Annotated in this window: 11 protein-coding genes; 6 read left to right on the top strand and 5 right to left on the bottom strand. The window is 75.0% G+C overall.

Translation table 11 applies throughout. The annotated features are described in order from the left end of the window. Positions 1–999 (bottom strand): MFS transporter (locus KIK08_RS33460; protein WP_214407324.1); only part of this gene is annotated, 999 nt, incomplete at its 3' end. 108 nt (positions 1,000–1,107) lie between these two features. On the opposite strand from KIK08_RS33460, the gene KIK08_RS33465 reads away from it, so the two are divergent. From KIK08_RS33465 to KIK08_RS33480, 4 genes are all read left to right on the top strand, one after another. Further along, positions 1,108–1,632 carry a DUF6328 family protein gene (locus KIK08_RS33465; protein WP_214407325.1) on the top strand — a complete coding sequence of 175 codons (525 nt, stop codon included), beginning with the start codon at positions 1,108–1,110 and terminating at the stop codon, positions 1,630–1,632. A 168-nt stretch (positions 1,633–1,800) separates the two neighbouring features. Continuing rightward, positions 1,801–2,379, top strand: coding sequence for a hypothetical protein (locus KIK08_RS33470; RefSeq protein ID WP_214407326.1), 579 nt, complete (start codon positions 1,801–1,803; stop codon positions 2,377–2,379). Further along, positions 2,376–2,912, top strand: coding sequence for an OmpA family protein (locus KIK08_RS42060; RefSeq protein WP_214407327.1), 537 nt, complete (start codon positions 2,376–2,378; stop codon positions 2,910–2,912). The genes KIK08_RS33470 and KIK08_RS42060 overlap by 4 nt, the downstream gene beginning before the upstream one ends. 83 nt (positions 2,913–2,995) lie before the next feature. Beyond that, on the top strand, positions 2,996–4,393 hold the full coding sequence (locus KIK08_RS33480) for a WS/DGAT/MGAT family O-acyltransferase (protein WP_250558354.1): 1,398 nt from the start codon (positions 2,996–2,998) through the stop codon (positions 4,391–4,393). A 10-nt stretch (positions 4,394–4,403) separates the two neighbouring features. Here the strand turns inward: KIK08_RS33480 and KIK08_RS33485 are convergent, their stop codons facing one another. Beyond that, positions 4,404–4,973 carry a DapH/DapD/GlmU-related protein gene (locus tag KIK08_RS33485; protein WP_214407329.1) on the bottom strand — a complete coding sequence of 190 codons (570 nt, stop codon included), beginning with the start codon at positions 4,971–4,973 and terminating at the stop codon, positions 4,404–4,406. A 78-nt stretch (positions 4,974–5,051) separates the two neighbouring features. Next, complete coding sequence (locus KIK08_RS33490) at positions 5,052–6,050, bottom strand: polysaccharide deacetylase family protein (protein WP_214407330.1); 999 nt, start codon at positions 6,048–6,050, stop codon at positions 5,052–5,054. Between the two features lie 97 nt (positions 6,051–6,147). On the opposite strand from KIK08_RS33490, the gene KIK08_RS33495 reads away from it, so the two are divergent. Beyond that, the gene (locus tag KIK08_RS33495; protein WP_214407331.1) at positions 6,148–7,110 is read left to right on the top strand and encodes an NAD-dependent epimerase/dehydratase family protein; all 963 of its coding nucleotides are present in this window, start codon (positions 6,148–6,150) and stop codon (positions 7,108–7,110) included. Further along, positions 7,110–8,291 carry a glycosyltransferase family 4 protein gene (locus KIK08_RS33500; protein WP_214407332.1) on the top strand — a complete coding sequence of 394 codons (1,182 nt, stop codon included), beginning with the start codon at positions 7,110–7,112 and terminating at the stop codon, positions 8,289–8,291. The genes KIK08_RS33495 and KIK08_RS33500 overlap by 1 nt, the downstream gene beginning before the upstream one ends. A 235-nt stretch (positions 8,292–8,526) precedes the next feature. On the opposite strand, the gene KIK08_RS33505 is transcribed toward KIK08_RS33500, so the two are convergent. Together KIK08_RS33505 and KIK08_RS42065 are read right to left on the bottom strand one after the other, a co-directional pair. Then, on the bottom strand, positions 8,527–9,657 hold the full coding sequence (locus KIK08_RS33505) for a glycosyltransferase family 4 protein (protein ID WP_250558355.1): 1,131 nt from the start codon (positions 9,655–9,657) through the stop codon (positions 8,527–8,529). Positions 9,658–9,668: 11 nt separating this feature from the next. Further along, positions 9,669–11,768 (bottom strand): O-antigen ligase family protein, encoded by a 2,100-nt coding sequence (locus KIK08_RS42065; RefSeq protein ID WP_214407333.1) that lies wholly within the window; start codon positions 11,766–11,768, stop codon positions 9,669–9,671. Positions 11,769–11,914 lie beyond the last annotated feature (146 nt).

The raw sequence follows: 11,914 nt of genomic DNA on the forward strand, positions 1-11,914 counted from the left end.
GGCGGCGGCCGCCTGCGCCCGCCCGAGCAGCGCGCCGCGGCTGCCGGCGTCGACCGTGCGGGAGAGCAGGCTCGTGGTGGTGGTGGCCAGCACCGCCTGCGTCGCCGCCACGACGACGACGGCCGCGACCAGGCCGGCCGCGCCGACGACCGGCATCGCGGCGAGCCCGACGGCCATCGCCGCGGCGCAACCCGTCGCCACCCGGGTGTCGCCCCAGCGGCCCACGGCGAGGACCAGCGGCCGGGCCTGCACCAGGGTCATGGCCAGGCCGGCCAGGCAGAGCAGCACGCCGACGAACGCCGGGCCGGCGCCGAACCGGTCGCCGGCCAGCAGCGCGACCGTCGTCTCCATGCCGACCAGCGCGCACATCCCGAGGAACCCGACGGTCAGCAGGGCCCACGGCGGGTGCGGCACGTCCGGCGCCGCGGCGCGATCGGGTCGCCCGCGCGGGTCGGGGTCGGGCAGCGTGCGCCAGGCCAGCAGCCAGGCCGCCGCGGCCAGCGCGGCCCCGGCGATCGCCATGGCCGGCAGTCCCGCGGTGGCGCCCAGCGCGCCGACCAGCGGCCCGACCGTGAACGCCGCGCCGACGGCCATGCCGATCCGGCCCATCGCCGTCGTGCGCTCGTGGGGTTCGGTGAGGTCGGCGACGAGCGCGTGCGCGACGCCGATGCTGCCGCCGCACGCCCCGGCCACCAGCCGGGCCGCGACCAGCACCCACAGCGCCGGGGCCAGTCCCATCAGCAGCAGCGAGGCCGTCGAGCCGGCCAGCGCGACCAGCAGCATCCGGCGCCTGCCGCAGCGGTCGGCGAGGCGTCCGAGCGCGGGCGCGGCCAGCATCTGGGCCGCCGAGTAGGCCGCCACCACCGCGCCGAGCCACAGGCCGCTCCCGCCCAGGGCCAGGGTGTGGAACGGCAGCGCGGGCAGCACGAGCGTCAGGCCGAGCAGGTCGACGAAGACGACCGCCTGGACGGCGGCCAGGCCGCGACCGCTACGGCTCATCACACTACGAGTTGTAGCAGTGCGTCCCGGGCGTGGTGTGCGGCGCCCGCTCGTCGGGTACCCCGATCCGGTGATGTGTCCCGTCCCGAGGCGACCGGAGGACCCGGAGTGAGGAACGTCGAGGCGGACGCGCTGCCGGTGTTGCGCGACGACGCCTGGAACTCCGAGCAGCGCGACGAGGGCCCGCTGAACCGCGCCGACCGCAACTTCGCCGAACTGCTCCAGGAACTGCGCGTGGTGTTCACCGGCGTGCAGATCCTGTTCGGCTTCCTGCTGACGCTGTCGTTCAGCGCGCGTTTCGCGGACCTCGACGCATTCCAGCAGGCCGTGTTCATGGTGACGCTGATCTGCGCCGCGGTCAGCTCGACGCTGCTGCTGGCCCCGGTCGCCGCGCACCGGATCCTGTTCCAGCGCGGGCTCAAGCGCGAGCTGGTGGCCAGCGGGCACCGGTTCGCGCTGGCCGGGCTGACCTCGCTCGCACTGACCCTGTCGTCGGGGTTGCTGCTGGTCCTGGACATGGCCGTCGGTCGGGGCTGGGCGCTGGGCGCGACCGGCGCCCTGCTGGCGCTGGCCGGGTTCACCTGGCTCTGGGTTCCGCTGCGGCTGCGCCGGGGCCACGGCACGTTCGACTGAGTCCCGACCCGGCGAATCCCGGAATCGCTCGCTGCCTAGTGCTGCTGCGTAGTACTACGGTATTTCTGGCCGGAATGCGTCATCGGCGCCGCGCGCCCATCACCTGCCCCTAGCCTGTCGGCCGAGGGGGAACGGGGAATGGCGTTGGCGACGAAGGTCTCACGGCGGGTGGCGCGGCTGCTCGCCGTTCTGGTGGCGGGCGCGGCGCTGGTCGGCTGCACGCAGGCGGTCGGGGGTGAGGGTGCGTCGGGCACCGGCGCCGCAGTGGCGCCCGGGGCGGCGGAGCCGGTGGCCGAGCTGCCGGTGCTGGGCTCGCGCTACGCGGTCGACAGCGCCGACGGCCCGCCGGTGGCCGTGCGGGTCGACCTGAACGAGGTGCGGGTGGTCGAGCAGGTCCTGCAGGTCACCTTCACCGCCCGCAACACGAACGCGCCCGCCCGCGGCGACGCGCCGCCGCAACGCTGGCAGGTCGCCGACTTCTTCAGCGACGGCGCCACCGCCGCCGACGCGCTGGACGCCGTCGACGGCGTCTACGTCGTCGACCCGGTGCACACCACCCGCCACCTGCCCGGGCGCAACCCGGACGGCCAGTGCCTGTGCAGCGGCGGGCTCTCCGGGGTGTTCGTGCACCCCGGCGACGGCGCCATCCTCACCGCCACCTTCGCCGCGCCCACGCCCGACGTCGAGGTCGTCAACGTGTACGTGCCGCAGGTCGGGGAGTTCACCGGGGTCCGGGTGCAGCGGTGAGGCCGGCGCGCTGGGTCGCGGCCTGCGCGGCCGCCGTCGCGGTGGCGGTCGCGGCACCGGCCACGGCGCTGGCCGGCGGCGCGGGCACGGACGTGCGGATCGACCCGCCCCTGCTCAAGCCGAACGCGGTCTACCCCGTCGAGGACATCGTGTTCCCCACCGCGACCGCGGACGGGGCCGTCGTCGAGGGCGGCGGCACGGTCGAGATGGCCGCCGACCTCATGTTCGACTTCGACCGCGCCGTGCTGACCCAGCGCGCCCGCGACGAGCTCGCCCGGCTCGTCCCGATGCTGCGGGCCGCGGGCACGACGCGGATCGACGTCGTCGGCCACACCGACGACCGCGGCGCCGACGACTACAACCTGCGGCTGTCGCAGGCCAGGGCCGACGCGGTGCGCGTGGAGCTGGCCGCCGCGCTGGGTCCGGCGGTCGCGGTCACCGCGACGGGCAAGGGCGAGACCGAGCCCGTCGGCGACAACGCCACCGAGGCCGGCCGCACCCTCAACCGCCGCGTCCAGATCGTCTACGCCTGACGCCCGGTCGCATTGCGATCACCCTGCCGCGCTCGTAGCTTCGGTCCACGTACCTCGACGGCGAGGAGCGGCACGTGGACCGGATGAGCGCGACCGACGCGGGGTTCTTCTTCGCCGAGGGCGAGAACACCCCCATGCACGTCGGGTCCGTGTCGGTGTTCGAGGGGCCGGCGCCCACCTACGGCGACCTGGTCCGGCTGCTGCTGGGCAAGCTGCCCCAGGTGCCGCGCTACCGCCAGCGGGTGCGCACCGTCCCGCTGCACGTCGGCCGCCCCCTCTGGGTCGACGACGAGCACTTCCAGATCCTCTACCACGTACGCCACACCGCGGTGCCGCGCCCGGGCAGCGCCGAGCAGCTGCGCAACCTGGCCGGCCGGGTGCTCGGGCAGCGGCTGGACATGGCCAAGCCGCTGTGGGAGGTGTGGCTGGTCGAGGGCCTGGCCGACGACCGGTGGGCCATCATCTCGAAGGTCCACCACTGCATGGTCGACGGCGTCTCCGGCACCGACCTGCTGCAGCTGATCTTCGACGTGGACCCGGACGCCCCGCACCCGAAGCCGGTCGACTGGACGCCGGAGTCGGGCCCGTCGTCGGTCGCCGCGCTGGCCGGGGGCGTGCGCGAGCTCGTCGAGCAGCCGGTGCGCCGGCTGGCCGGCGGGCTGCTGCAGGCCGCCCAGGACCCCGCCGACCTGCTGCGCCGCGGCCGCGCGCTGGGGGCGCTGGTGCCCGGTCTGGCCCGGCGGATGAGCACCCCGACCCCGCGCTCGCTCAACGGTCCGATCGGCCCGCACCGACGCTGGGTGTGGGTCGACGCCACCCTGGACGACGTCAAGCGGGTCCGCCGGGCGCACGGCGGCACGGTCAACGACATCGTGCTGGCCGCGGTGACCGCGGGCTTCCGCGACCTGCTGGCCGCCCGCGACGAGCTCGACGAGGGCGTCGTGGTGCGCACGATGGTGCCGATCTCCGTGCGCCGCCCCGACGAGCGCGGCGCGCTGAACAACCAGATCTCGGCGGTCTTCGTCGACCTCCCGGTCGGCGAACCCGACGCGCTCGCCCGGCTCGCGTCGCTGCGGCGCCAGATGGACGCGCACAAGCGGATGATGGGCGTGGTCGACGCGCGCGCCATCATCGCCATGGGCGAGTTCGTCGCGCCGGCCCTGATGGCCGCCGGCACCCGGGTCGCGGCCCGCACCAGCCAGCCGTTCATGCAGGTCACCACGACGAACGTGCCCGGGCCGCGGCGCCCGCTCTACGTGCTGGGCCGGCGGATGCAGGAGCTGCACGCCTACGTGCCGATCAACATGGGCAGCCGGGTGTCGATCGGCATCTACTCGTACCTGGACAACCTGACGTTCGGCATCAACGCCGACTTCGACGCCTTCCCCGACGTCGACGTGCTCGCCGACGGCATCCGCAACGGTCTGGCCACCCTCGCCGACCCCACCGTCAGCCCGGCCCGCCGCGCCTCCACCGGCTGACCGGGGCGCGTCAGATGCGGCGCCAGCCGTCGGGGATGTCGAGCTCGCGCAGGACCTTGGCCGGGGTGCCGCCGGCGACGACCTTCGGCGGGATCTCGCCGCGGACGACCGAGCCGGCGGCGATCACCGAGTGGTCGCCGATCGTCGCGCCGGGCAGGACGATGACGCCGCGGCCGAGCCACACGTCGTCGCCGATGGTGATGGGGGCCCGGCGCCGCTCCCGGCCCGGCTCGATCTGGTGCATGTCGTCGTCGACGATGCTGACCAGGGGGCCGACCAGCACGGAGTCGCCGAGGGTGATCCGCGCCCCGGCCACGATGTCGACGCCGTAGTTCAGGAAGCAGCCGGTGCCGATCCGCAGCTCGGCGCCCGCCCTGACCTCGATCTTGGTCGGGACCGGCATGCCGTCGATGGTCAGGGCGCGGCCGATGTGCAGGGCGCCGGAGTTGGTCAGCGACACCTTCCCGCGCACGCGCGGCGGCGACGCGCAGCTGGTGGCCCGGCGCGCGGGCCCCAGCAGCCCGCGCACGGCCGGGACGACCTCCCTCGGCTGGGCCAGCACCCGGCTCACCAACGACATGGCAACCCTCCCGTCGAGAACGAAGTTGTGGTGGTTCTGAATCGATTCAAATGAGCGACAAGTTCGTTTTCGACGGCGTCACGCGTAGCGGCGGGGGGCGCCGAAGATCGCCGGCAGGGCCGCGGTCGCCCGGATCACCGTGGCGCTCTCGCCGAACACCCCGACCCGCCGCACGTCGAACGGGTCGGTGCCGCGGCGCCCGTTCAGCCCGCCGCAGAAGCTGTACGCGCGCCGCACCCCGGCCTCGCGCAGGGCGGTGCGGGTGGCGTCGTCGAAGCTGTCGGACGCGCCCACCGGGTAGGCGAACGTGTCGACGTCCTCGTCCAGTTCCTCCCGCAGCCTGCGGACCGAGTCGCCGACCTCGACGCGCTGGGCGTCGGCGTCCAACGTGGACAGGATCGGGTGGGTGACGGTGTGTCCGCCGACCTCCATGCCGGCGCGGCGCAGGCCGCGCACGTCGTCCCAGCTCATCCAGCGCTTCCCGGCCTCGCCGGCGTCCGGGCGCTCCCGCCCGGTCGCCCCCGCCAGCCAGTCCAGGAACTCCTCGCCGCGCGCGCCGGCCCGCTTCTTGTAGGCGCCGTTGACGAGCCGGCGCACGTCGTCGGCCGAGCGCCCCGCCGGGTCGAGGCCCTCGGGCAGCCACTCGCTCGGCGCCAGGCCCTCGGTCGGCACGCCGCGGGAGAGGTAGGCGATCTCGTCCCACCAGGCGTGCCGGGGGTGGTCGACGAAGCCGGTGGTCACGAAGAACGAGCCGACCACGCCGTGCGCGGCGAACACCTGCGCGGCCAGCAGTTCGTCGGCGTAGCCGTCGTCGACGGTCAGCGCGATGCGCCGAGACGGGCGGGGGTCGCGCAGGTCGGCGGCGCCGGCCGCGACGATCTCGAAGCGGTCGGCCAGCAGCGCGACCTGGGTGTCGAGGTCGTCGACGGTCGCGCTGAACAGGTCGGGGTCGTCGAACTCGTCGGGCCGGCCGATGCGGTGGTAGTTGAAGATCAGCAGTCCGCGCCAGGAGAGCCGGGCGAGCCGGTCGAGCCCCGCGGTGCAGACGAGAGCGGCGAGCTTCTCGGTGCGCGACATGGGCTCATTATGGTGGGCTGACCGGGTGGGAAGATTGTGCTCTGTACGGGCCGGTGAGCTGCGTCTTACCGGACGGTAAGTCCACTATGGTGAGCCCGTGCGCGCAGTCGTCACCGGCGGGGCCGGTTTCATCGGATCCACCATCGTGGACGCCCTCGTCGCCGACGGCACCGAGGTGCTCGTCGTCGACGACATGAGCCACGGCTTCCCGGCCAATCTGGAGGCCGCGATCGGCGCCGGGGCGGCCCGGCTGGTCGAGCTGGACATCCGCGACGGCGAACGGTTGACCAAGGAGGTCACCTCGTTCGGCCCCGACCTGGTCTTCCACCTGGCCGCCCAGATCGACGTGCGGCGCTCGATGAGCGAGCCCGCGCACGACGCCTCGGTCAACATCGTCGGGTCGTTGAACGTGTTCTCCGCGGCCGCCGCGGCCGGCGCCCGGCGGGTCGTGAACACCTCGACCGGCGGCGCGATGTACGGGGTGGCCGAGGTCGTCCCGACCCCGGAGACCTCGCCCGCCGCGCCGATCTCCGGCTACGGGATGAGCAAGAACACCGCCGAGCGCTACGCGCGCTGGTTCGGCGAGAACCACGGCCTGGACGTCGTGACGCTGCGGTACGGCAACGTCTACGGCCCCCGCCAGGACCCCCGCGGCGACGCCGGCGTGATCGCGATCTTCTGCGGCGCGGTGCTCGACGGCCGCCGCCCGACGATCTTCGGCGACGGCACGCAGACCCGCGACTACGTCTTCGTCGGCGACATCGCCGCGGCGAACCTGGCGGTGGCCCGGGCCGAGGGCCTCACCCACGACGTGTTCAACATCGGCACGGGCCAGGAGGTCTCGCTGCTGGAGCTGGTGGCGGCGATCGCCGAGGCGGCCGGCGTCGACCCGGCCGACTTCGTCCCCGTGCACGACGCCCCGCGGGCCGGCGAGCTGCTGCGCAGCTGCCTGGACGTCTCCCGCGCCCGCGCCGACTTCGGCCTGGCCCCGCCCATCGCGCTGACCGAGGGCCTGCGCCGGACCCTGGACTGGGTGCGCACGCTCCCGCCGGCCGGCTGATGGCCAGGATCGCGTTCGTCGAGTTCTCGCCGTCGGGCGGGCTGTTCCAGTTCGCGGCGCAGCTGGGGGAGGCGCTCGCCGAGCAGGGCCACGACGTGCACCTCTACACCGGCCCGCGCCCGGAGCTGTCGGCCGGCCACCCCGGCTTCCGCATCCACGCCGCCCTGCCGACCTGGCACCCGCTCGACGAGAAGCCGCGCGGCCCGCTGCTGCGCAAGGCCCGCCGGGTGCTGCGCGCCGGGCAGCTGGTGCTGGCCTGGCTGGTGCTGCTTGCCCGGCTGCGCCGCGACCGCCCCGACGCCGTGTTCTTCTCCACCTGGCGCTTCGCCCTCGACGCCCTCGGCGTGCTCGCGCTCGACCGGCTGCTGCCGCGCGCGACCCTGGGGATCGTCGCCCACGAACCCCGGGTGATGACCGACGCCGACACCACCAAGGCCAAGGCCGGCCCGGTGTTCGACCGGGCGCTGCCGGCCGCGTGGCGGGCGATGGACCTGTGCTTCACCCTCGGCGACGAGGCCCGCGACCGGCTGCTGAAGCACTGGCGGCCCAGCGGCCCGGTGATCGTCATCCCGCACGGCGACGAGTCGGCCCTGCGCGGCGACGCCCCCGTCCCCCCGGTCTCGGGGACCCGCCCGGTCGCCCTGTTCTTCGGCCTGTGGACCGCCTACAAGGGCATCGACGTCCTGCTGGACGCCTGGCCGGCCGTCCGCGCCGCCGTCCCCGACGCCGAGCTGGTGGTCGCCGGCGCGATCGGCGGGGCGGACCGGGCCGCCATCGAGGCGAAGGCGAGGGCGGCCGGCGGGGTGACGACCCGCCCCGGCTACGTCCCGAACACCGAGATCCCCGCACTGTTCGGCGCGGCCCGGGTGGTGACGATCCCGTACCTGCGGGCGAGCCAGAGCGGCGTCGCGCACCTGGCGTTCACGTTCGACCGGCCGGTGGTGGCGACCACCGTCGGCGACATCCCGAAGGTCGTCCGCGACGGCGTCTCGGGCCTGCTGGCCCCGCCCGGCGACGCCCCGGCCCTCGCCGAAGCCCTGATCGCGCTGCTGTCCGACTCCGGTCGCGCCGAGGAGTACGGCCGGGCGGGCGCCGAGTGGCTGGCGGAGACCTCGTCCTGGACGGCCGTCGCCCGCCGCTTCTCCGAGGGCCTCGCGGGTGCGCAGGCGCCCGGTTCGTAGTCGCTCCGGGCTCCCGGTCGGTCCCGGTGCCGGTCGTTGCGCGCTCGGCGCGGGGACCGCGACCCCCACGGGGGGTGTTGGCCGGGGCGGGCGAATGGTGATAACCGGTGGGGTGGTCCCCGCAGGGCTGGGTGCGTGTCGCAGCGCGGGGTGTGCCTTCGCAGCGCGCCGGCGGGCTGCGAGGACACACCCGGGTCTGCGAGGTCCCCCGAAGCGCCGGTAGCGACTCGGGCAGTCAGCCGCGCCCGGCGAGCGCCCGGTCGTAGACCCCGCGCAGCCGCTCCACCCACCCCCGCGCCTCGAACCGCTCAAGGAAGACCTCGCGCCCGGCAGCCCCGAGCCGGGCCCGCAGCGCCGGGTCGGTGGCCAGCTTCTGCACGGCGGACGCCACGGCGGCCGGCTCGGTGGGCGCGATCAGCCCGGTCTCCGGCGTGACGATGTCGGGGATGCCGCCGACGTCGGTCGCCACGGCCGGAACCCCGACGGCGAGCGCGTGGATCAGCGTCGTCGGGAGCGCGTCGGCGAGGCTCGTGTGCAGCACCAGGTCGGTGGCCCCGAGCAGCACGGGCACGTCGTCGCGGTACCCGAGGAACCGCACCCGCCGCGCCAGCAGCGGGTCGGCCGCCACCCGCGACTCCAGCTCGGCGCGCAGCGGACCGTCGCCGGCCAGCGCCACGGTCACCGGCAGGTCGGGGTCGAGCCGGGCGACCGCGTCCAGCAGCAGGTGGTGCCCCTTCTCCGGGCGCATCAGCGACGCCGACCCGATCAGCAGCCCGTCGTCCGCGACGTCGAGGGAGGCGCGGATGCGGGTGCGGTCGGCGGCGTCCGGGACGCCGGGGTCGGCGACGCCGTTGGGCAGCACCTCGATGCCCTCTGTCGTCCCCGACAGCTGCTGGTACCAGCGCATCTGGGAGTGCGAGACGGCCAGCGTGCGGGTGGCGAAGCGGCGTCGCCCGAGCAGCCCCGCGGTGCGCTTGTAGCGGGCCAGCCGGGTGGCCGGCGCGTCCTCGATGACGTGCAGGGTGGACACCACCGGCACCTTCAGCCGGGTCCCGGCGAGCGCGCCGACGAGGTCGGCGTGCTTGAGGTGGGTGTGGATGACCCGCACGCCGTAGCCGCGCAGGAGCGGGACGGCCTTGCTGACCGCGCGGGGGTCCCAGCGCGGCAGGTCGAGCTGGACGACCGGGAAGCCCATCGCGGCGAGGGTGCGGGCGTGCACGGGGTCGGGGTGCGGGGAGAGCGCGACGAAGACGGGGTCGAGGCCGCCGGCGTCGGCCGCCGCGGCCAGCTCGACCAGCACGTTCTCGGCCCCGCCCGGGCCGAGCGAGTGGATCAGGTGGGCGACCCGCAGCGGGCTGTGGGACATCGGTGCTCCCCTCATCGGGTCCGGCGGCGGGCCAGCCGCAGCACGGCCAGGCAGAACAGCAGCTCCAGGACGACCGCGCCGCCGGCCAGCAGGATCGCCTGCCGCGGGAAGGTGCGGTCGGCCTCGACCTCGGCCGGCGAGACCTCGACCATGTCGTACTGGCGGTCGGCCCCGTACTGGCGCAGCGCCGTCGGTGCGGCGGTGATGGCGGCGTTGACGCGGGCCTTGGCCTCCTGCTCGCTGCTGCCGGTGCCGACGAAGGTGACCAGGCCGGTGGCCGGTTCGGCGTCGACCTTGAGCACCGAGCGGGACTGCTCGCCCTGGATCATCGCCGCGTAGGCGGGCAGCACCGGTCGCCGCGAGCGGATGTCGAGGCCGTAGGAGTAGTAGGTGCCGGCGGCCGGGACGAGGGTCTGGGCGGCGCGGGCGGTGTAGGTGAGCTCGCTGAGGTTGTAGAGGATGGTGCCGCCGACGGCGGACCCGGCGACGACGAGCACCGCGCTCACACCGAGCCCGGTGCGCAGCCCCCGCGCCGCGTTGCGGTTGGCGACCAGCGCCGACCCGCTGGGCGCGTACTTCTCCCTGGTGAGCGTGTAGAGCAGCCCGGCGAGCGCGAGCACCACCCACAGCGTGCGGACGAGCGCGAGGTGCAGGAACAGGCTGGCCAGCGACCACGCCACCACGGCGGCGAGGGTGGCGGCGGCGAGCGCTCTGGTGGGCGCGCCGTCCGGCCCGTCGCGCGGGGCCCCGGCCAGCCGGACGATGGACTGCACCGACAGCAGCACGCAGCCACCGATCAGCACGATCCAGCCGGCCAGCCCGACGACCCCGGTCTCGGAGAGGATCTCCAGGTAGAGGTTGTGGGTGGCGGTCGTGACGCCGATGAGCAGGTCGGGCCGGCGGGCGGCGTAGTCGTCGAGTTCGTGGGCGAAGGTGGCCAGGCCGGTGCCCAGCAGCGGGTGCTCGCGCCAGATCTGGCCGGCGATCTGCCCGGCGACGCCGCGCTCGACGATCGACGGGTCCTTCGAGTAGGCGGGAGCGTCCTCGAAGGCCTCGCTGACGTTGACGAGCCGGTCGCCGATGCCCGGCAGCAGCAGGACGAACGCGAGCACGGGCAGCGTCAGCAGGGCCCGCTTGCGCACCGCCGGGCCGCTCGCGACGACCCAGACGACGGTCGCGACGGCGGCGGTGATCAGGGTGCCGCGGGACTGGGTGAGGTAGACCGCGCCGAGCAGCAGCGCGACCGAGGCGATCCAGCCGGTCGTGGGGAGCCTGCGCTTGGCCGCGACGGCCCGGTGGGCCAGCGCGAGCGCCATCGGCAGCCCCAGGATGAGCACCCGGCCCCAGAAGTTGGAGTCCTCCATCGGGCCCGCGTAGCGCGGGGTGGTGGTCATCTCGCCGAGGGCCTTGCTGATCCGGGCGAACCCCCAGAAACCCTCGGTCTCCTGCAGGAACAGCTGGTTGAGCACGGTCATCGCGGCGATCGCGACGAGCGGCGCGACGATCATCGCGGCGACCGCCCACGGCCGTTCGACGAGCCGGGCGAGGATCAGCACGAGCACCAGGAACAGCCCGTCGACCCACAGCTCCTGGACCTTCTCCGCGGTCGCGGTCGGGTCGGAGCTGAGCATGACGGCGGGCATGACCGCGGCGATGTAGACGGCCAGCAGCAGGGCGGGCGCGCGCGGCACGGTGGCGAGCCGGGCGCGGTTCTCCGCGGAGCGGACGGCCACCAGCACCGACAGCAGGCCGATGCCCAGCAGCGGGGTGAAGACGCCGGGCAGCCCGTGCGCGACGAACACGCCGCTGACGTTGCCGAACTCGGTGACCACCAGCAGCGTCAGCGCCACCGCCGGCAGCAGGACGGCGGCGATGACCAGGCCGACGCCCAGGATGGCGGCCACGACCAGCGTCGCGGTCGACGTGCCGACGAACAGCGCCAGCAGCACGAGGGAACCGAGCGCGACGAGCAGCGTGCCGCCGCCCAGTTCGACCCGGCGCCGCTCGGTGGGTGGCGCGCCGGTGAACGGCAGGGGCGGCAGCGCGATGCTGACGGTGATGCCGCCGGTGGTCAGGGGTCCGGGACCGGGGCGGGTCCCCGGGAGCGTCACGGCCCCTCCTGGTCGGTGTGCGCGGTCATCGTCGGGTCAGGGCCGCTGGTGCGGGGACAACGGGGCGGCACCCGGGCGCAGCCCGACCGGCGGGCGCCCGGGGTGGCCGTCCTGGCGGTGCGGCGCCTGCGGGCGCTGCGGCGCGG

Source organism: Pseudonocardia lacus, from assembly GCF_018531445.1.
Classification (GTDB): Bacteria; Actinomycetota; Actinomycetes; order Mycobacteriales; family Pseudonocardiaceae; genus Pseudonocardia; species Pseudonocardia lacus.